General features: G+C 38.2%; 25 protein-coding genes and 1 pseudogene. 9 read left to right on the forward strand and 17 right to left on the reverse strand.

From position 1 onward, the window contains the following. Positions 1-151: 151 nt before the first annotated feature. On the reverse strand, positions 152-784 hold the full coding sequence (locus ACHUE4_RS13670; RefSeq protein ID WP_394190969.1) for a type 1 glutamine amidotransferase family protein: 633 nt from the start codon (positions 782-784) through the stop codon (positions 152-154). Between the two features lie 74 nt (positions 785-858). Further along, positions 859-1,821 (reverse strand): helix-turn-helix transcriptional regulator, encoded by a 963-nt coding sequence (locus tag ACHUE4_RS13675; protein WP_394190970.1) that lies wholly within the window; start codon positions 1,819-1,821, stop codon positions 859-861. Positions 1,822-1,913: 92 nt separating this feature from the next. On the opposite strand from ACHUE4_RS13675, the pseudogene ACHUE4_RS13680 reads away from it, so the two are divergent. Further along, a pseudogene (locus ACHUE4_RS13680) lies at positions 1,914-2,227 on the forward strand (Tn3 family transposase); the annotation flags it as partial. 151 nt (positions 2,228-2,378) lie between these two features. Here ACHUE4_RS13680 and ACHUE4_RS13685 read toward each other — a convergent pair. Next, positions 2,379-2,537 (reverse strand): AbrB/MazE/SpoVT family DNA-binding domain-containing protein, encoded by a 159-nt coding sequence (locus tag ACHUE4_RS13685; RefSeq protein WP_394190972.1) that lies wholly within the window; start codon positions 2,535-2,537, stop codon positions 2,379-2,381. Between the two features lie 164 nt (positions 2,538-2,701). On the opposite strand from ACHUE4_RS13685, the gene ACHUE4_RS13690 reads away from it, so the two are divergent. Beyond that, the gene (locus ACHUE4_RS13690) at positions 2,702-3,025 is read left to right on the forward strand and encodes a phosphoribosyl-ATP pyrophosphohydrolase (protein WP_394190974.1); all 324 of its coding nucleotides are present in this window, start codon (positions 2,702-2,704) and stop codon (positions 3,023-3,025) included. A gap of 36 nt (positions 3,026-3,061) precedes the next feature. Here the strand turns inward: ACHUE4_RS13690 and ACHUE4_RS13695 are convergent, their stop codons facing one another. From ACHUE4_RS13695 to ACHUE4_RS13715, 5 genes are all read right to left on the reverse strand, one after another. Beyond that, the gene (locus ACHUE4_RS13695) at positions 3,062-4,048 is read right to left on the reverse strand and encodes an HNH endonuclease domain-containing protein (protein WP_394190976.1); all 987 of its coding nucleotides are present in this window, start codon (positions 4,046-4,048) and stop codon (positions 3,062-3,064) included. A gap of 197 nt (positions 4,049-4,245) precedes the next feature. Continuing rightward, positions 4,246-4,842, reverse strand: coding sequence for a DUF421 domain-containing protein (locus tag ACHUE4_RS13700; protein ID WP_394190978.1), 597 nt, complete (start codon positions 4,840-4,842; stop codon positions 4,246-4,248). 226 nt (positions 4,843-5,068) lie between these two features. Next, complete coding sequence (locus ACHUE4_RS13705; RefSeq protein ID WP_394190980.1) at positions 5,069-5,638, reverse strand: manganese catalase family protein; 570 nt, start codon at positions 5,636-5,638, stop codon at positions 5,069-5,071. A gap of 17 nt (positions 5,639-5,655) precedes the next feature. Continuing rightward, positions 5,656-5,898 carry a spore coat protein CotJB gene (locus ACHUE4_RS13710; RefSeq protein ID WP_394190982.1) on the reverse strand — a complete coding sequence of 81 codons (243 nt, stop codon included), beginning with the start codon at positions 5,896-5,898 and terminating at the stop codon, positions 5,656-5,658. Further along, positions 5,895-6,089, reverse strand: a complete 195-nt coding sequence (locus ACHUE4_RS13715) for a hypothetical protein (protein WP_394190984.1) — start codon at positions 6,087-6,089, stop codon at positions 5,895-5,897. The genes ACHUE4_RS13710 and ACHUE4_RS13715 overlap by 4 nt, the downstream gene beginning before the upstream one ends. Positions 6,090-6,365: 276 nt before the next feature. Here ACHUE4_RS13715 and ACHUE4_RS13720 point away from each other — a divergent pair, with 276 nt between their 5' ends. Continuing rightward, positions 6,366-7,010 (forward strand): SDR family oxidoreductase, encoded by a 645-nt coding sequence (locus ACHUE4_RS13720; protein WP_394190986.1) that lies wholly within the window; start codon positions 6,366-6,368, stop codon positions 7,008-7,010. Between the two features lie 124 nt (positions 7,011-7,134). Here ACHUE4_RS13720 and ACHUE4_RS13725 read toward each other — a convergent pair whose 3' ends face one another. Both ACHUE4_RS13725 and ACHUE4_RS13730 read right to left on the reverse strand, forming a co-directional pair. Next, a complete protein-coding gene (locus ACHUE4_RS13725; protein WP_394190988.1) occupies positions 7,135-8,403 on the reverse strand; it encodes an ATP-binding protein in 1,269 nt (422 codons plus the stop codon). A 170-nt stretch (positions 8,404-8,573) separates the two neighbouring features. Further along, entirely contained in the window at positions 8,574-9,395 is an 822-nt protein-coding gene (locus ACHUE4_RS13730; RefSeq protein WP_394190990.1) for an STAS domain-containing protein, read from the reverse strand. A 242-nt stretch (positions 9,396-9,637) separates the two neighbouring features. On the opposite strand from ACHUE4_RS13730, the gene ACHUE4_RS13735 reads away from it, so the two are divergent. Together ACHUE4_RS13735 and ACHUE4_RS13740 are read left to right on the forward strand one after the other, a co-directional pair. Then, positions 9,638-10,810 carry a DUF2157 domain-containing protein gene (locus tag ACHUE4_RS13735; protein ID WP_394190992.1) on the forward strand — a complete coding sequence of 391 codons (1,173 nt, stop codon included), beginning with the start codon at positions 9,638-9,640 and terminating at the stop codon, positions 10,808-10,810. Further along, entirely contained in the window at positions 10,807-11,253 is a 447-nt protein-coding gene (locus ACHUE4_RS13740) for a GDYXXLXY domain-containing protein (protein ID WP_394190994.1), read from the forward strand. Before ACHUE4_RS13735 ends, ACHUE4_RS13740 begins: the two co-directional genes overlap by 4 nt. Before the next feature lie 62 nt (positions 11,254-11,315). On the opposite strand, the gene ACHUE4_RS13745 is transcribed toward ACHUE4_RS13740, so the two are convergent. The 5 genes from ACHUE4_RS13745 to ACHUE4_RS13765 form a co-directional block, all read right to left on the reverse strand. Beyond that, entirely contained in the window at positions 11,316-11,885 is a 570-nt protein-coding gene (locus ACHUE4_RS13745) for a sugar O-acetyltransferase (protein WP_394190996.1), read from the reverse strand. A 12-nt stretch (positions 11,886-11,897) separates the two neighbouring features. Further along, entirely contained in the window at positions 11,898-12,461 is a 564-nt protein-coding gene (locus tag ACHUE4_RS13750; RefSeq protein ID WP_394190998.1) for a DEAD/DEAH box helicase family protein, read from the reverse strand. 145 nt (positions 12,462-12,606) lie between these two features. Continuing rightward, on the reverse strand, positions 12,607-13,191 hold the full coding sequence (locus ACHUE4_RS13755) for a GNAT family N-acetyltransferase (protein ID WP_394191000.1): 585 nt from the start codon (positions 13,189-13,191) through the stop codon (positions 12,607-12,609). Between the two features lie 420 nt (positions 13,192-13,611). Next, entirely contained in the window at positions 13,612-14,613 is a 1,002-nt protein-coding gene (locus ACHUE4_RS13760; RefSeq protein WP_394191002.1) for an HAAS signaling domain-containing protein, read from the reverse strand. Next, positions 14,600-14,947 (reverse strand): PadR family transcriptional regulator, encoded by a 348-nt coding sequence (locus ACHUE4_RS13765; protein ID WP_394191004.1) that lies wholly within the window; start codon positions 14,945-14,947, stop codon positions 14,600-14,602. Before ACHUE4_RS13765 ends, ACHUE4_RS13760 begins: the two co-directional genes overlap by 14 nt. A gap of 261 nt (positions 14,948-15,208) precedes the next feature. Here ACHUE4_RS13765 and ACHUE4_RS13770 point away from each other — a divergent pair, with 261 nt between their 5' ends. Together ACHUE4_RS13770 and ACHUE4_RS13775 are read left to right on the forward strand one after the other, a co-directional pair. Continuing rightward, positions 15,209-15,637 carry a MarR family winged helix-turn-helix transcriptional regulator gene (locus tag ACHUE4_RS13770; protein ID WP_394191006.1) on the forward strand — a complete coding sequence of 143 codons (429 nt, stop codon included), beginning with the start codon at positions 15,209-15,211 and terminating at the stop codon, positions 15,635-15,637. A gap of 55 nt (positions 15,638-15,692) precedes the next feature. Next, positions 15,693-16,217 carry an NAD(P)H-dependent oxidoreductase gene (locus ACHUE4_RS13775; RefSeq protein ID WP_394191008.1) on the forward strand — a complete coding sequence of 175 codons (525 nt, stop codon included), beginning with the start codon at positions 15,693-15,695 and terminating at the stop codon, positions 16,215-16,217. Positions 16,218-16,336: 119 nt separating this feature from the next. On the opposite strand, the gene ACHUE4_RS13780 is transcribed toward ACHUE4_RS13775, so the two are convergent. Continuing rightward, positions 16,337-16,891 (reverse strand): nucleotidyltransferase family protein, encoded by a 555-nt coding sequence (locus tag ACHUE4_RS13780; RefSeq protein WP_394191010.1) that lies wholly within the window; start codon positions 16,889-16,891, stop codon positions 16,337-16,339. Next, positions 16,884-17,903, reverse strand: a complete 1,020-nt coding sequence (locus ACHUE4_RS13785; protein ID WP_394191012.1) for a phosphotransferase enzyme family protein — start codon at positions 17,901-17,903, stop codon at positions 16,884-16,886. Before ACHUE4_RS13785 ends, ACHUE4_RS13780 begins: the two co-directional genes overlap by 8 nt. A gap of 176 nt (positions 17,904-18,079) precedes the next feature. On the opposite strand from ACHUE4_RS13785, the gene ACHUE4_RS13790 reads away from it, so the two are divergent. Together ACHUE4_RS13790 and ACHUE4_RS13795 are read left to right on the forward strand one after the other, a co-directional pair. Then, positions 18,080-18,643 carry a transposase gene (locus ACHUE4_RS13790; RefSeq protein ID WP_394191014.1) on the forward strand — a complete coding sequence of 188 codons (564 nt, stop codon included), beginning with the start codon at positions 18,080-18,082 and terminating at the stop codon, positions 18,641-18,643. Further along, the gene (locus ACHUE4_RS13795) at positions 18,607-19,470 is read left to right on the forward strand and encodes an IS3 family transposase (RefSeq protein ID WP_394191016.1); all 864 of its coding nucleotides are present in this window, start codon (positions 18,607-18,609) and stop codon (positions 19,468-19,470) included. Before ACHUE4_RS13790 ends, ACHUE4_RS13795 begins: the two co-directional genes overlap by 37 nt. Positions 19,471-19,780 lie beyond the last annotated feature (310 nt).

The raw sequence follows: 19,780 nt of genomic DNA on the forward strand, positions 1-19,780 counted from the left end.
AGAAAAATGAACAGAGAAAAAGACGTTTTAACCCTATTAGGGGTAGCGTCAGGAAAATGCGGAATTACATCGACAACGATAAGGAAATTCCAAATTAAAAAGCCCAACTTCTCTATAAATCAAAATAGAGAAATTGAGCTTTTCAGTTACTTCATTTATTTATTGAATTCATTAACTGGAAGAAGTATTCTGGTTTATGAGTCTTGTTTAGATTATACCATGAATGTAAAGCATCTGGTGTAAATACATGTAATTTTTTCAGTACTTCCATCGCAAATTCCAGAGGAGCTATTCCTGATGCAGTAACTAAATTCGCATCAGATATCGCAGGTCCCATCTCATAGAACTCCTCCCCTTTATAATTAGGGCAGACCATTTTAGTATATTCCAGGTTATTGCTTGTATGCTTTCTAGTTTCCAAATATCCCATATTCGCGAGGGCCTCAATTGCACCACAAATTGCAGCAACAATTGTGCCAAGCCTTAAAGCTTGTCCAATTTTTTCCAAGATAGGTTGATGAATATCTTCACTCCAAGTAGTCCCTCCTGGTAAAATTAAAAGATCTTTACTCTCAAGAGTACATTCATCCAGGGAAATATCTGGTTTTATGCTTAGTCCTCCCATAGTAGTAATCATTTCTTTATTAGCTCCTACTGTAATTACTTTTAAAGGTGCTAAATCTTTTTTGAAGTATCTTCCGGAGTTTAGTTCAGCAATTAAATATCCATATTCCCAGTCTGACATTGTATTAAATACATATAGAAAAACTTTCTTTGTTTGCATCCAATAACACCCCAATCACAATTTATATAGCTATTATAAAATAACTTCCCTGACAGTTAACGTCAGGGAAGTCATCATACTTCATGAAATTTTATTAATTCCGACAGAACTTCAATAAGTCGTTTCTTTAGACTTATTGGTTCAATAACCTTAATGGATTTATTGTACGGTAAAAGTAAATAAGGTACATATGTATGTATTACATCTATTTCAAGAAGAAAAACTGCTTGATTTGAAGTCCGTTCTTGTAAATAATGTCCTAAAAACCAATGTTGGCAAATATCCGCTAATACACCTTTATCCCCGCTAATAACCAAAGAACTAAGCCCTTCCTTATCTGCCATAGTTGGAAGGAGATTTTTTATAAAAAAGTCCCGTGCTGAAAAATTTTCTGGCCGGTTAAACTTGTTTTCGGTTAGCACTACACTTTCAATTCGATCCACTCTAAAACTGCGGATATCATTCCTAAGATGACAAAATCCAATCACATACCACTTATTATTCCAATAGAGTATTCTGTACGGATCGACCAATCGATCATTTAAAAGCTTTTCGCCACTTTTCTGGTACTGAATTTTTACGGAGTATCCGTCAGCTACGGCCTGCTCCAACTCCTTCAAAAAAGGTTCCACAGAGAGTGAACCTAACCGGCTTATTACTTCAAGACTGGTGAGATGTTGGTTTATCTTTGTTTCCTGCTCTTGGTTTGAGTGTTTACTCAGTTTTGAAATGGCCCTATCTAGTGCTTCACCTCCATAATAGCCGGCTTCTTCTGCAAAAACCGCAGCGTGAACCAGTGAAGTTTGCTCTTCAAAATCAAAAAAAAGAGGAGCTTTAATAAAATCGTTCATTAAAGTGTATCCACCGTTATGCCCTGGTTCTGAAATTATAGGTACGCCACTTGTTGAAATTGTATCAATATAACGATACACAGTCCTTATATTCATCTCTAACTTTTCTGAAATTTGTTTTGCAGTAATTTTTTCACCTGAACGAAGCATCCACAGAATTGCTAACATATTGTCAATTTTAGGCATGTAATTCCACCCCTATACAAAATTTATTTTCTATTATATATTTCCGATTTTTGGTATAACTCATCAACTATTCCTTTCCGATACAAAGATGAATGAATAAAGGAGAAGCCATGAATGGACTGGCAAGAGCAATTTTTTTGGAAATCAAGGAGAGCTTAGGAAACGAGCCATGCAGCATCTAAGAGCTAGTGCTCTAGATATAATTATAAATGCGATCAGTATCTGAAATACTCTACATCTAACTAAAGCAGTTAAATATCAAAAGCGGATAGGTAGTTTTAATGAAGACTTATTGCACCATATGTCACCTTTAGGCTGGGAATATATTAATTTGCTAGGAGAATACGATTTTAATTCGGAGAAAGTGATCTCATTAGATTCTTTAAGACCACTGAAACTTTCTTAACGTTGTTAAAACGAGAAAATCGTCAGGAAAATAGGCTTTGCGTTGTAAATCCGCATTTTCATGGCTACATGGAGGACTAACGGGTTCTATTTGTATTGAGCTGTTGAAGTATTTAGTCCGGCAATAAGGTCATGTCCTAACTTATGAAAATTTAATTTCTCATTTCTTTATTAAATTTTCTTAAAATCAAATTTTTATTTTCAATAAATATCTCTATTGAATCACCTTTTCTTATAGCTAAAAATTCAATAATTTCTTTGGGTATTTTTAATCGATTTGCTGAATCTATTTTCCTTATATATGTATTCATAAATAACTCCTTAAAAGAAAAAATCTATTATGATGACCCGTCATCAAAACGGTTTCTAAAGACATTAATATGGGAATTATTTCAATAATATCATTATTTAAAAAGAATTGAATGATATAATTTGTTATTATCGAAAAAATTATAATTTCCTTAGGAGATTAACTATGCCTATTTACAACAAACTTGTCCGCGACAGAATTCCAGAAATAATTGAAGCTAATAATAAGAAATTCTCAATGAAGATTCTTGAACCAAGTGAACAAGCAATTGAAATTAAACGTAAATTTGTTGAAGAATTAACGGAATACCAAGAAACAGTAAACAATGAGGATGCTATTGAAGAACTAGCGGATTTAATGGAACTTATTTATGCTGTTCTACCAATGCATGGTTCATCAATGGAAGAGTTAGAGAAAGTACGATTAGCGAAGCGTGAGAAACGTGGCGGATTTGAGAAGGGATACTTTCTTATCGAGGTACAAGATTAAGTAAACCCCTTGGAATAATTACTATTCCAAGGGGTTTTATGCAGGTGTCCAGCCTTTTTCGAAACCATTTAACTCTGCATATTCATATAGTTTATTGAACTTTTTAAATTCATATTTCTCCATATATTGTTTTACATAGACATCGCCAATTTGCATAAAGTGACGGTTTCGTTCGTCTAGTTGTTGTAAGTAGCGTTCTGCTGGTAGCTTGCTCCCTTTACTCGAATTTAGCGTAGATGAGGTTAATACAAAATTCCACAATTCATCACTATGCACAAAACTCCATGGTACAAAATGATCTACAGCAATGATCCTTTTTCCTGCTGCCAAAGGCTTTCCGGTATAAAAACAATTGCTTCCTGAATGCTCCACGAGTAATTTTTGAAACTGTTGAAGTGACTCTCTCTGGGTGATATTTTCAATTTCTTCAAGTAAAATCCCTTGGGTCACAAGTGGGTTTTTCTTTTGTAAAAATTTTGCTAACTCGTAATTCACTAATTTAAATACGGTAGTTTGATATTTTAGTAAGTACTCATATCCTGAAGATGTGATTGCTATTTTTCTTTCCTTTTTAGAGAAGCCATATAAAACGCCATCCGTATCTGCATATAATGCTCCTACTACATCCTTATGTAGAATTTTACGTTCAATCGTTTGCATAAGAATTGACTGTTGGTCTACTGGAATAGAGTCGAACCCAACGCCATCTGGTATTACATACATTATTTTAAAATTTATTAGCTCTTTCTCTATTTGAGATTGATGTCCTTGTGAGTACCCATTTCGAATGACTAAGTTCCAATACAGTTTGGCGAACGATTCAGCTAACTGGATGAAGTTCACTTCCAACTTGTCGTTTACCTTATATAAGTTTTCTAAGATTGCTCTTAGCAAGGCAAATTTATAAGAAGTTGTCTTCTTAGACTGTGGAGATAAAACTTTCATAATCACTGTCCACACATGATCTTCTGAAACTACACCATAATGTGCTTGTCCTTCTTTCAGCTTCCATCCTTCACTCAAACTACTCACCTCCTATTGGAATAATTAGTTACGATTAATTTTATCCTAAAAATACCATTTAGAACATTCTACTTTTATGAATAAAGCAAATATCAATTCAAAGCAAGTGACGGCTGAAATAGCATCTTCAGCCGCTCCTTCTATATAATAAGCGTCACTGCCCTCTTAACCTGCCTAAAGTGAATATTGACTCGTTTTCATTGTAGGTGATTAGGTACATTAGAAGAATTATTATCAACTGTTTCAGTGAAGATATTGGTTTCGGTTGAGGTTTTGTTAGATAGATCCGTTAAGTTACCTGTTTGGATTAACTGAATGAGATTTTGAATGTCTTCCTTTGTAGCAGGTTGTTTTTCTTCTTTTAACATATATCCTAGTTGCCCGCTGGATTCGAGTGTGGCAAATTGAACATCTTTTATTTCGGAAATACCTGATTGTCTTAATCTGGCTTCTAATTTATCAACAGTTAAGCGTAGTTTCTTTAGGTTCTTTTCATTTATGGTCCCGTTTATAATGACCGGTACAGCCTTACCTGCAATCAGAGACTCGGTCATATCAAATTTTAATTGGATGTATTCGGTAAGGGCTAGACTGATTGTTAATACGAGTGCCACCCCAAATGTTGCCCAAAGTCCTCTTCCAGTGACTGGTTGAATCAGTAATGAACCGATTGCGATCATAATAACGACTTGTGGAATCGACATTTGAGAGATCGATTTTCTTCCACCAATTTTCAAAAGAATGGTTCCAATTACAAATATAAGGACTGTTTGCCAAATTAGATTAAAATCCATCGCTATTTTTCTCCTTTTTAACTAAACATTGATGGTGTGCTATAACTCTACATTTAGTATCTTTTGTATTCTTTCCTGATGTATACATTCATAATATAAAGATTCATTTAGAAGAAGTACTATTTCTACATTTTCTTAGGTGGTTATTGATAGATCTGCATCCACACTATTAGGAGATTAAGAGATGGTTTATTAAACACAAAAAAAGCGCCATCGTACTCGGCGCTTAAAAGATTTTCTTTTGTACTTGGTCTTCTTTTAACATTTCCACTGCTTCTCTAAAACGCATGGAATGGACGTTTTCACGCTCACGTAGGAAACGTAAGGAATCGTTAATATACGGATCATCCGAAATATCGATTAACCATTGATACGTTGCACGTGCTTTTTCTTCAGCCGCAATATCTTCATATAAGTCAGCGATGGGATCACCTTTTGCTTGAATATACGTAGCGGTAAATGGTACTCCTGCTGCATTGTTATAAAAGAGAGAATGGCCGTGACTGACAAAATGTGCGCCTAATCCTGCTTCTTCTAATTGATCGGGCGTTGCATCCTTCGTCAATTTGTAAATCATCGTTGCAATCATTTCCAAATGACTGAACTCTTCTGTAGAAATATCATTTAGTAATCCAATTACTTTATCTGGCACCGTATATCGTTGATTCATGTACCTTAATGCAGCTGCTAGCTCGCCATCTGCACCACCGTATTGTTCCATTAAATATTTTGCTAACGTTGGATTTGTATCGCGGACTTCTACTGGGTATTGGAGTTTTTTATCATAGATCCACATCGACTATCCCCATCCTTTCAAACATGCCATGGCCAAGGCGTTTCATTCTTTTTAGTACAAGAAATTGGGGTGAGAAATGTCAAAGGACCATATAGGGCTTCATACGATTTTCTCGTTTTGGCAGCAATCTTCATCGCTTCTTTTTTCTTTTGACACCCCACAAGATCATCCGGATGCGTGTGCATATAGAGCACCCACTCGATTACATTGAAATCAGCAACTTGAAGGGCCAGTAACATTTTTCGCTGATCTTCGCTCATGAGATCCCTTCCTCTTTCGAATATCCATCGACTAACATCGGCCAAACAGACCCCTGTACAAAGGCATCTTCAGGCGAGAACTCCGGACTATACATCGGTTGCTTTTGCCACCATATAGGTGGCGGCAATACAAACACTTTTGGACTTCCGCCATAAGGCACATATACGCCACGATAAAAAGACGTATTCATATCGCTCACTCCTCATGATTACCATATGATGACCTTCATGAAATTATTAAAGTTTTATAACCTGTTTCTGATTTGATATCTACACTTATTCACTTAATCTAAATCAGTTTGACTACACAGATGACTGTTTCAAAGTTGAAAGGAAAGTTTCTAGGGATTTTACAAGAACTCTTTAAAAGCTTGTTTGCTTTAGTACAAGTATTATCTATGTTAGTCTTTTTGGAGGAATGGTTTTGATAGGATTATGTCAATTCAAATTAGAAGGAGATTGATCTTATGAAAGTATTCGTAGTAGGAGCAACTGGACAAATTGGGAAGCATCTTATCGACATCTTACAAAGTAGTGAGCAACATACAGTTCGTGCCATGGTTCGTAAAAATGAGCAGGCTGAAGAATTGAAGAGCCAAGGTATTGATGTGGTTGTTGCAAGTCTTGAAGGAAGTGTTAATGATATCGCAGATGCTGCAAATGGTTGTGATGCGATTGTTTTTACTGCAGGGTCTAGCGGACATACGGGGTTAGATAAGACATTGCTAATTGACTTAGACGGTGCGGTTAAAACGGTTGAGGCTGCTGAACAAGCAGGTATTAATCGCTTTATAATTGTCAGTGCACTTCAAGCAAACCATCGTCAAAACTGGAATAAAGAAATGGTTCCCTATTATGTCGCAAAACACTATGCAGATCGAATGGTGGAAACTAGCACTTTAGATTACACCATTATACGACCAGGCGGATTATTAAATGAAGACAGCACTGGAAAAGTTACTGCATCAGCAAATCTTGAAACAGGTTCAATTCCTCGTGAAGACGTTGCTAAAACGATTTATGCTGCTTTAGATGCACAAGAAACATTTAAGAAATCCTTTGACCTCATTAGTGGGGAAACAAACATTAAAGAAGCCTTAAAAAATATATAAGCGTTTAAAAAATCCAAGTCATGAAATTCCATGGCTTGGATTTTTTCTATTTTAAATTTGTGGACTCGTTAGGTTCTTGCCCAGCCTCCGAAAACCCAAATCCTCTTTAGGAGTTCCAGACTTTTCATTTTACTTTTGGCAATAAAATTTCCACACTTGTTCCTACATTCACTTGGCTGGTAACGTTAATCGACCCTTTATGGGTTTCCATAATGCGATAGCTCACAGTCATTCCTAGTCCAATGCCTTTTTCTTTGACACTATAGAAAGGTTCTCCAATGTGTTTTAAACGAGTTTCGTCAATTCCGCAACCATTGTCTTCAAACTTAACTGCAAAGAAGTCCTCATTTTTGTCTTCGATTGTTATTTTGACTTCACCATTTGTGGTGATTGCTTCTAAGGCGTTTTTTAGGACATTGATAAACACTTGTTTTAATTGACTATCGTTACAATAGGCATCAAATTGATCAAGTTCAGTTAGGTTGATTTTTGTGTTTTTCAGTTTTGCTTCTGTTGATAGTAGGTGTACGACATCTTTTACAATGGTGTTGACGTTTTTATTCGCAAAAATGAGTTCTGTTGGTTTTGCTACAAGTAATAGGTCGGTACAAATGCTATTGATGCGATCGATTTCATCGACTAAGACGTCAATATGGTCCTCAATCTTAATGGCTTTATCTTGATGCATTTGCATGAAGCCTTTGATAGTTGTCAGTGGATTTCGAATTTCATGCGCAATCCCAGCTGCAAGTTCACCAACGACGGACATTTTTTCAGATTGTCTTAACATGTTCTCTGTTTCTTTTAAATCGGTGATATCTCGTCCAATGACTAAGAGTGCTTTTCTAGAGCCGTCTTTATGAAAGATAGGCAATTTGAGCGCATCAAATGTTTTGAATGAGCCGTCTCGTGTCGGAATCGTTTCTTCACAGCGACTCATTTTCCCAGCCTTCCATGCTTCTTCGTCCGTATCGATACAGTAAATCAAGGCATCGTGATAGAATTCGCTGTTTGCCGCTAACTCTTCGGTTGATTTCCCTTTGAAATCGAAGTTCCCTAGTTCGAATAACTCTGCTCCAAATTTGTTTAGCTCTAGACAATTTCCTTCGCCATCTTTAAACGACACGAGGTCAGGCATTGTATCAATCAACAAAGTCAGCTTCTCTTTTTCTTCTTCGATTTTTTTGGTATGACTTAAATTTCTCAACAGCACATATAATAATGCAGCGGTAATGACGATGAAGAGTAACCCTTTAATGTTATCTAGCAGCTGAATTTTTTCAGCAGATAAGTTGGATGTTTTTAATACATAATCTGTCCCAAAAACCCATATGGGTCCTACTATTAAATAAATAAACGGAATGATCCGGAAAAATTCTATGCGGTTTTTCATGGTTTGCCCCTTAAATATGATTAATTAGCTATTTTCGCATAGAATACCCATTAGGGCAATACAAATTTTACATTATTTTGCATTACTGACGCTAATAATCATTACATGAAACTGTGAAAAGCCCTTCATCCATTATTGATGAAGGGTTCTTTCCTAAAGTTTGTCACAATTTATTTACTTAAATACTCACACAGTGCTTGTTGTAATGTTCCGTAGGTTACAGTATCTTTGTCGAATGTGATATTGAGGTGAATCATTTTTCGCACGACTTCGGATCTCAATCCAGTAAGGACGGTATGGCATCCCATCATGGAAGTTCCGTTTATGGTTTTCATGAGGTGATGAATCACTTCTGATTCCATGTCGGCTATTCCAGAAAGGTCAATGATAAGTGTTTGAATACGTAATCGGCCAATTTCCATGAGCACTTTTTCTTCTAATACACTCGTACGGAATGAATCTACTGATCCAATTAAAGGTAGGATACAGATCGTTGTGGAAATCGGAATGATCGGCACCGATAAGTTCTCGACAAGTTCTCGTTGCGCTGACAATAAAGAATCTTTGTAAGTTGAATACTCAATGAAGAATGTGTTTAAAAACTGATCGACGTGATTGTTTATTTGTTTTTCCAATTGGAAGAAATAATCGGTTGTTTCTTCACGTGATACTCTATTATATTCCTCTATAAAATTCCATATGGTTCTGCGAATGGCTTGTACCCACTCTAATTTAAAAGCCAAGGTTAAGGAGTAGGTTGCCCAGGCGATTCCCTCCTGTTTCGCAAAGTCTCGCAGTTTTTGTTCTTTGTTTTCCAAGATGTAAGAAACGAGTTTGTGCGCATTATTGATTAAATCAATGTCTCCGTATTTTAAAATATCGTTAATCTTATCTCTTACATTCACCGCTTGGTTTAATAAGCTTCTTTCAAATTGTTCACTATTTTCTTGGATGTATAATTTCAGTTTCATATCTAATAAAATCGCTTCCATTTGATAATCAATCCTAATCTGTCAACATAAGTACAAATTAAGTTTACTAAAATTCTATTTCTAAATAAACTGTAAATTGAAAATATTAAAGATTTTTATTTACATACGACATAACGCAAAGGGTTAATAGCATTACATCTGCTCTATTTTTACCTGTTAAATTATCCTTCTGTCCCTGTATCTTATCGCTTCAAATCGGATTATAATGCATGTAAGAACACTATTTCAAGGAGGTGTACGTGATGGATTGGATGAATCATAAGTTAAAAGAATGGCTTGATGCGGGGGTTATTGACGAATCGACACACGATTCGATTGTGGCGTATGAACGAAAGCAGCCGCAGAAACGCAAAGTGCCCTTGTTCTTAACGATTGGGTTGATTTTCTTTGCATTAGCTGTGTTTAGCTTTATCGCGGCGAATTGGAGTTTAATCCCGGATTTTTTGCGAGTTGGTATTATGCTTGGATTAATGTGGGGCTTTTATGTACTGGGTCACTTTGCCGAGATAAGACATTTTGGGTGGCCGATCCTGTTCCGTTTACTAGGGCTAGCCATGTTTGGAGCCAGCATGCTCGTTACCGCACAAACGTTTCACTTTTCGATGTCTGATTCGCTCGTCCCTTGGGCGATCTATTTAGCTGCCATCGCTCATTATTTCATTTGGCGACATCAAGCATATGTGATTGTCGGATTTGTCTTTGGCGTATTCACATTAGTGTCATCTATTTCTTCCATTGGATGGGTTGAATGGCTCTTATTCATCGCAGTGACGTTTGGTTGGTTTTATTTCAGTAAGGCGATTGAGCCGATGTTGCTCAGTTGGTTGTTACTGTTTGGTTCCGGGCTCATGTTATGGAGTTTACTAGATTACAAGAGTTCGCTATGGCCGGTATGGACATTGTTTGTTTTGGTAGCTCTTCTCTTATTGGTGCCGAAATTTGAATATCGACTTCGTCCCTTGTATTTGATGGTTGGTGCAGTCATTTTGGTCGTCTATTTAGCCATTCGAGGCGAGACCGATTTGACACTGGTCGATGTGAATTGGCCTGAAGCAATTGCCCTTGCTTTGTCTGGAATTGTCGTTGCAGCAATTACTTGGATCAAGTTCCGCTCGATTGTTTGGGTCGCCATTTTAGGAGCGATTGGCCTTCTTTTATTCGACGAAACGGCCATTGGGCTTGCAGTTGTTGCAGAGATTAGTGCGCTCGCGTATTTGATGATTGCGCAGCGACAAGATCAGCCACTTACTTTAGGGTTTGTTTACTTCATCGTCGTTCAGTTTGTGATTTACTTTGTGTATGCCTGGGAGCGACTCGATATGTCGTTATTCTTCCTACTCGGTGCCATCTTGCTATTTGTTCTATCCGGCATCGGTTGGTGGCTGAAGCGTAAGAAAGAAGGTGTTGCATCATGAAAAAGTGGATGATGCCGATTGTTCAAACGCTTTTCGTGATGTTCCTTGTTGTTAGCTTTTACGCCATTTCGTTGGTTGGGGAAGAATACGTGTTACGTGCTGAACCGTTTGACCCGTTCGATCCGTTTTACGGAGAGTATGTGATGCTTCAATATCCTGACTTGAAAGCTCCAGCTGGCGTTACACAAGGCGATGTTTATTTCACCCTAAAACAAGGGGAAGATGGATTTGCCGTTATTGACCGGATGGAAAACGAACCGTTCTTTGGTGGAATAAAAGGCATGTATTTCGACCGCGTGATGGCCCCGCAACTTGAACAGTTTTACGTGGAACAAGGCGTAGGTCCTGAACTTGAAAAAGCGCGTGATTTGCAAGCTACTGTTTACGTGGCGCCTTGGGGATCCATACGACCGACAAATTTAGAAATACGCGAGACCAAATAGAAAAAACACCTTTACGTTGTGAGCTAGGATTTAAAGCTTACCCGCAGCGTAAGGTGTTTTTTTTATTTCTCTTCTATCATTATTTCCTTGATCAACCTCGCTGGATTTCCACCAACCACGACATTGTTCGGTACATCTTTTGTGACGACAGCTCCAGATGCGATGACCACATTGTCACCAATTGTGACACCGGGGTTGATGATGGCTCCCCCACCAATCCATACATTGTCTCCAATCGTAATGGGTTTCGCGTATTCAAACATCGTGTTGCGTTCGATTGGGTTTAGCGGGTGTGTGGCTGTATAAATATGTACGCCTGGCGCAATAAAGCAATTCGCTCCAATTCTTACATCACATACATCCAAAATGACGCAATCGAAGTTCGCAAAGAAATTTTCTCCGACATGAATGTTGTAACCGTAATCGACACGAAGGGTTGGCTCAACGTAAAGTTGATTCCCACTTGAACCGAATAAGCCTTTTAACAGTTCGACTCGTTTGTCATGTTCCGTTTCGAGTGTTTCGTTGTAAATTCGAATTTTCTTTCTTGCCGTCTCTCGATCTCGGACTAATTCTGGGTCTGCAGGGTTGTACATCTCCCCTGCCAACATTTTGTCTTTTTCTGTTCGCATGGTTGTCACCTCTTATAATTTAAATCTTTCTTGAATCAACTTCGCGGTTTCGGCTGCGGTTAAATGGGTGTTGTTAATTTTGATGTAGTTTTCATTTGTAATTTCACCGTCTAATGAGTTCAGTCTATATTTATGTGCCGCTTCTTTTAAATGGGCTTCTGACCATTCGATGTCTCGTTTTGTGGCTTTGTGAGTTAGACGATGGTCTGATTTGTTTCGTTCGATTCTTTCTTCGAGATCAGCATGTAGTTCAACCATACAGACTTCTACTCCTTTAGATTCAAAGATCGCTGTGGTTTCTTTTACATAATCCCAGTCTGTTTGATGGTCGAATGCCCACACCCATGTGAATATCACACCGTACATATCACTTTTTGCAAATTCCTCAAACATTTCTCTTCGGAATAATTTGACTAGACGATTCCCCGCTGGTGTTCCATAGTCAAAGAACGGTTGAACCAGTTCAATTGTTAGGTGGTTATGGAATAATTTTAACTTTGTCATTTTTTCAAGTTCGTGACCGACTGTCATTTTGCCGACCGCTTGCGGGCCGACAATGAGGACGAATTTTTTCATATGTGCTCTCCATTCTAGGATGTAGTTGAGTTGGGACGGCTGAAATGGCATCTTCAGCCGCTTTTGTATGGTTCGAAGGTGGCTCTTCTTTATTAACCCAAAAAGGGCTTCAGGTTTTACAGACGTGCTTTTCTAAATCCGTCGACTATGTCGATGACGGTGAAATCAGTGTTTTAGAATAATCTTCTTGAAGTATTCCATAAATAGTACAGTCTTTGTATTGACTCTTGGCATTTCGAATCATATGTCTGATGATTCCTTCTTGAACCATCCCTGCTTTAACTAATACTTTTCCAGAAGCCGGGTTATCAGTATTATGTGCTGCAGCAATTTTATGAATATTCATTTGTCGGAAGCCGAATTCCACAACTGCTCTTAATGCTTCGGTCGCATATCCCTGGTTCCACCATTCATATCCAATAGAATAACTTACCTCACAGTTTCCGGTGGTATTATCAAAGTCATATAAATCGATTTCTCCAATTAATTCACCATCAGCTTTTCGCTCAATAGCCCACCAACAAAAATCTTTATTGATATAATCATCGACTATCTTCGCTACTCTCTCGATTGTTTCTGAAACGCTCTTGTGTTCTGAATTGACCCGATTGTCAGATATCCGTTCGTCCGAAAGCCAGTTATCGAAAACCTTTTGAGTATCAGAAAGCTCCATCCTTCTAAGAATTAAGCGTTCGGTTTCTATTTTCGGTGTTCCTAAATATGTAATCATTTTGTCACCTTCTCAAATAAATTCACGATCTAATAAGATTCATTACACGTATCGTATATACTATTAATCACTTTTGATTAATACCAATTATTTCAAATCGACTCATATTTATCAATCCTATAAGTCTCTTTGATTAAAATATTTAGGATAATGATTGAGGGAGTTTCTAGTTCATGAGAGTTATTTGGCGTTTGGCGGTGGTTTATTGGCGTTTGACTTGGATAATTTGTCGTTTGGAATTGATAATCTGGCGCTTGTGTTGGCTTTTTGGATGAGGATTTATAGGATTTGATGGTTGTTACTTGATTTATGTTCCAACCACAGTATAAATAGGAAGTGGGCGGCTGAAATGGTATCTTCAGCCGCTCTTGTTTGGTTCGAAGGCTGCTCTTCTTATTAACCCAAAAAGGGCTTCAGGTTTTACAGATGTGCTTTTCTAAATCCGTCGACTATGTCGATGACGGTGAAGATTAGGACGACGGCGATGGTGATTCGGCTTGTTTGGGTTGCCCACGTTTCTACGTTTTTGTTGATGCTCAGTGCTTCGTTGAACTGGATGATAAATGTGTCGTTCCAGAGATTCGGGTTGGTGAAGATGACGATTAGGATGCCGAGTGCAACGATTTGGGTAACAGTGTTAAAGATGGCGACTTTGTTGGTCCATTGTTTTTTGAGTGCTTTGTATATGGCTAGCGCGATTTCGAGTGCAATGATTAGCACGATGAGTAGCCAGTACGATTGGAGCACATCTTGGTTGAATATAGGCGTTTCGAATGTTAGTTCTTGGCCTCGGTTGGTGTAGATGCCAAGGAGGTTAGAGGCGTTGAAGTAGACGGTTACCCATATGGCGGTCCATAGTAAGCTTCCGAATATATGCCATTTGGTGATGCGTTTTTTTATAGGTATTGGTGTGATTTGTTTTAGGTCATCGGGTGTCCATGTTTTGAAGTTCATGGTGACTGGCATTTGGTCAGCGACTTTATCGGTTCGCTCAATGATGGCAAAGACGAGTGTGATCCAGAATATTGTTTGCATGGCTGTGTGTAAGAGTTGCACAAATCCTTGTGAGAATACCCCTAAGACGATGGTTGCCACAGTTTGAGTGCCCGAGGAAGAGACAATTAATGTACCAATGTGGATGATGAGTGAAATCGTCATGGCAATTGGTAGGACTAGTTTTAATAAGTTGATGTAGACGTCATAGTATTTTGGACCAATTAGGTGCATCGGGCGGTCAAGATAGCCACTTGCCATAACGGCCGGGTTGCCGAGTTGGGTGAGGACTTGTTTGACTTCGACTTCAGTTGGGTCGTCTGGTAGCATATCGGCAATGGTCGACTGTAGTTCAAGTGCGATGTCTTCTCGGTTTCGTTCTGGCAGTCTGCGCGTGACTTCGTGGATGTACAGGTCAATCAGGTTCATGGCGATTCTCTCCTTTCATTAATAAAGATAGTTCCTGCGATGTTTTTTCCCACTCTGCACGGAGTTGGTTGTAGGTGGTGATGCCGAATGCGCTTAAGACATAGTAGCGACGGGGTCTGCTTTCGGTTGTGTCCCAGGTGCTGGTGACGAGTTCTTGTTTTTCGAGTCTGCGAAGTAATGGGTACAGGGTGCTTTGGTCGATCGTGATGCCGCAGCTTTCGAGTCGCTGGACGAGTGAGTATCCGTATTGAGGGGTTTTGAGTTGGCTAAGGACGGCGAGTGTTAAGGTTCCGCGTCTGAGTTCAGTGGTTAAGGAGTTGAGAAGTTGGCTCATTGGTTCACCTCTTTTGTTTTAGTGTATGACGTACAGTGTTGGTTTATACTGTGTATCATACATTATCGTATGTTGAATAGCAATAGGTGAGTTGGGTTTTTATGGGATTGGGGGTGAGGATTTGGCGTTAGCGAGTTTTCGAGGTTACGTTGATCGTTTCGCTATCCAATAATGTCTAAAAGTTTTTCTTCTGTTATTTTTAATTGACGATTACACAAATAGATGTTAATTTGTATATACAAATGAGAGGGTTGATATGAAATGAAAGAAGAAGAACAAGTATTAATTCATTGCCTATATTTTACGGCAAATCGTTTCGCGCGGAACATGACTAAATTGGCGGAAAGTACGTTTGACTTCGATGATTTAGCGCCTTCGTATTTGTATATGATTATGACTATTCAATTCCATCCAGGAATTACACAAAAAGATTTGTGCCAAAAGTTGTCCATTGCCCCTTCTACGAGTACTCGATTTATCGACAAATTGGAGAAGCAGCAATTGGTTTTACGTAAAGTAAACGGAAAAGAGACTTCCATTTCTTTAACTGCGTCTGGTGAAGAGGTTTATAAGCAGTTCCGGTTATCATTAAAAGAATTGTTTGATGCGTATTCAGATGTTCTCGGACGTGAATTTAGTCTCGATTTAAGTAAGATGCTTCACGAAGCAAGTATAAAAATGGAAAAATGATATCATTTTTCTTGGCATTTCATTTGTATATACAAATATAAAGGATGATGAAAAAGTGAAAACGTTAGTTATTGTGGCGCACCCTAATTTAGAAAACTCGGTTATTAATAAGACTTTGATGAATCGCTTGCAGCAAGAAGAAGATATCACGATTCAAGATTTGTATGCGACATATCCGGACAGACGCATCAATCAGGAGCATGAACAACAATTACTGCTTGCCCATGATCGTATTGTGTTCCAATTTCCGTTTTATTGGTACAGTAGCCCATCTTTATTAAAAGAATGGCAAGATGTTGTGCTTTCTTACGGGTGGGCTTATGGACCTGAAGGCAAGCAGTTACAAGGAAAAGAGTTTATATTGGCCATTTCAACTGGAGGACCCGAAGTTTCCTACCAAGCCGGTAGTTATAATCAGTACAGCATGAGTGAATTGACAAAACCATTCCAAGCTACCGCTAATTTAACAGGCATGCGTTTTTTACCTACTTATAAAATTCATGGAGCCCGTTTCTTGAACAACGAACAAATTCAAGAAAGTGCAGAAGCGCTGGTTCAACATTTGAATAAAACGTATTAATCACCTTGGTAATTAATGGAATTATTAATTACTTTGACAGCTCATCTAAGTGTTAAACTCGACATTCCTGAATTCTTTATTAAAACCCCTTACATCTACATGAAATGTAAGGGGTTTGATTAACTATTTATTATCGTCACTTTGCTCCAAGTGGCTGGCCAGTTTTTTTGATTCACACGATGTTCGTAATAGCTTCGTTCAGGTTCTTGTTCGAAGCTCGGTGTTGGTTTTATTTCAAATCGAAAAAGGTCTTCCAGTCCATGTGGCGCGGTTAGCTCAATTTGTTGTCCATTAATTCTTACACCGAGTGCGGTAACGGTTTCTGGAAATTTGGATATAGCGTCAACTGAGGATGCATACGGTGGAAACTCGTTGACGATATGCATTCTCGCTTGGTTTTTGACTGACCAAGGCACATTTGGCATCTTGGTGTGTAATTGTTGTTCTATCTCTTTTTCTATGGATTCGTCGAGTTGTGTGTTATCAAAATAGATGACGTCGACATCTGCGAGTTCTGTTCTTTTTTCAAAACCGTGTAACTCATCCCATACTTTCGAGCGAACAAATCCGGCACATACCCAGCAATCCGGTAAGCCGAGAGTTTCAACGGTCTTGAGTACTTTCATTCTCCACGGATCCTTTTCAATCATGTCAATGACTTCGTTTTCAAGCATTCGCTCGTTCCCAAATTTCTTTGTAGTCTAATTCCACAATCAATTCTTCGTCGATCAAACGCTGACGAATGCCGGCAACGAGTTGGTTTTCGACTTCATGTCCAACTGAGAGATCCATTTTTTTATGGAAAACTCCGTATAAAGTATAATCGCGTAATTTCAAATAAAGCGGTAAACGTTCTAGCCACTCTAGTGACAATGGTCGTTCGCTTAGGTATCCGTCTAAGAAGTGTTTCAAAAAGTCGGTTCCAAATGCCGATCTAATTTCCAGGTTTTCATTTCGAAGCTTCCACCACGTTGCGTAGTAAAGTGGAATGGCGATGTCACTGACGTAGTGAAAATGCATGGCATCATCGAAATCGAATACATGAATTTGTTCGTCGTGAAAGAAAAAGTTACCCATGTGGATGTCTGAATGGATTAAGCCAAACACATCGCTCGTTTCCGGTAGTTCTTGAAGTTCCTTTACTAGTTGTCGATTCCCTTCAATGATGACCGCGTCTTTTTCATTGTCGATGTATTGATCAAGCTCAATTAGATCGTCTTCATCCCAGCGTTTGCGACCCGTGTTGGTTGCTGGGTAGTTTTCGGTATGGCGATGCATCTTCGCTGTGATTGCTCCCCATTTTTTAAATAGTTCAGGACCGAATTCTGGACTGTTTGGTTTTAATGCAGCACCAGGTGCTTTATCGAATAAACAGATGTAAAAGTAAGAATCGCCTACTGACAATACCTCTACTAGTTCGTTGTTTTCTGATTTATGAACGAGTGATACTGGAATGTCGTGACTATGTAAGAAATTGATCCATGTTAATTCGCCTTCTACTTCTTCTTTTGAACGGTGTGAAGAATGTGTGAGACGTAATATGTATGGTGTTCCGTCTTTAATGACTTCATAAACGTAGTTTTCAAAGTCGCCGAGTTTTCTCGCATCATTTGCATCCGCGCTATAAAATGCAGCGGCTTTGTGTAGCACTTCTGTTGAAAATAAATCCTCTACCCATTGTTCCATGTGAAACTTCCCCCTTACCTATGTATCTCCTATTTTACATGAAGTGCTCCATTTTTTACTAATGGTTAAATAGGAGCTAAATAATCAGTATATAAAAATACCCTCAGTTTTATGTCACACTGGTGCTGCACCCTAAAAGTTAGAGTAAAAATCTAACTTTTGGGGTGTTTTTTTATATGGCAAAATATAGCGTTGAATTTAAATTGAAAGTTGTGAGGGCCTATTTAGAAGGTTCCTTGGGATACAAAGCTTTAGCTAAAGCATTTAATATTTCTAGTGAATCTCAAATAAAACGATGGGTACGTGCTTATAAAGAATTCGATGAAGCTGGTTTGCGTAGGAAAAGTGTAAAACAGGTTTATTCTGTTAAATTCAAACTGGATGTATTAAACTTTATGAAACAAACAGGTGCTTCTTATCAAGACACAGCGATTCAATTTAACATGAATAATCCATCGTTAATAGTGAATTGGAACGGTAAATTTTTTAAAAAAGGGATAGAAGGCCTGAAAGAAAAAGTGAAGGGACGGCCTCCTATGTCTAAAAATCCTAAAATCAAAGCTGTAAAACAAGAAAGTACAGAATCTCGTGAAGAACTGTTAGAACGTGAAATTGAGCTCCTTCGTCTTGAGGTCGCCTATTTAAAAAAGTTGAAAGCTTTTCGGGAGAAACCGGACGTCTATCTCGAAAAGCACAAGCAGCGTTGGCATTTGAACTCAAAGAAGAAGGATTCCGATTAAAAGATGTAGTGAAACAAGTAGATATTCCAGAAGCGACGTACCATTATCACATCAATCAAATGAACAATGAAGATCCAAATCAAGAATTGAAAGAGTTAATTTCAGCCCTTTTTCACAAACATGAAGGAAGGTATGGTTATCGCCGAATTTACTTAGAATTGCGAGGGCAAGGCTATATCATTAACCATAAAAAAGTACAACGAATTATGGGGGAACTGAATTTAAAGTGTGTGAAGTTCAAACGTAAATCTCGTTATAATTCCTATAAAGGAAAAGTTGGCAAAGTCGCTAAAAACCGTCTAAACCGTCGATTTAAGACACCTTATCGTCTCCAAAAACTCGTAACGGATGTAACAGAGTTTAAGTGTACAGGCGATGAAAAGCTGTATTTAAGTCCGTTTCTAGACCTCTATAATGGCGAAATTATTTCTTATGGGATTTCGAAAAGACCAACATTGGATTTTGTCTTAGCACCACTAGATCAAGCAATTAAAATCATTAAAAAGGAAGCCACCTATCGAACAACGATTCACTCCGATCAAGGCTGGCATTACCAGCATAGTAAATGGGTGAAAACATTAAAAACGAACAAAATTTTTCAAAGCATGTCTCGAAAAGCAACGTGTGCAGACAATGCGACGATGGAAAACTTCTTTGGCTTACTAAAGCAAGAAATGTATTACGGTGAAGAATTAATGTCGTATGAAGAATTGAAGAAGAAAATTGAAGGTTATATCCATTACTATAACCATGAACGGATTAAACAAAAACTGGCCGGCATGAGTCCAGTAAAATACCGAACTCATGCCAACCAGTCAGCTGCATAAATAAAACTCTAACTTTTAGGGGTCACTACCACTGAGGGCATTTTTTGTTTCATCGCGGTTATTGGTTTTAGTGTTAATAGAATTAGGGGTATCTTAAACGTCATGAGAAGTAACTTTTTGGAACACCCCTCTTTCATGTAAAAACAGCGCATTCATTTCAATCATCAAAAGCAGATTAGAATTGTGTGAAAAAGATGAATTTTAGAATGTAGAGGCTGAATCCTTGAATAGGCTGGGCTTAGTATAAAAAGTGTACACGTCAAAACGGAATTCCTTATAATAAGAAGACTAGGAAAAGGACGTGTTTAAT

Origin of the sequence: Paenisporosarcina quisquiliarum (genome assembly GCF_043641925.1) — a bacterium.
In the GTDB taxonomy this organism is placed as follows: domain Bacteria; phylum Bacillota; class Bacilli; order Bacillales_A; family Planococcaceae; genus Paenisporosarcina; species Paenisporosarcina quisquiliarum_A.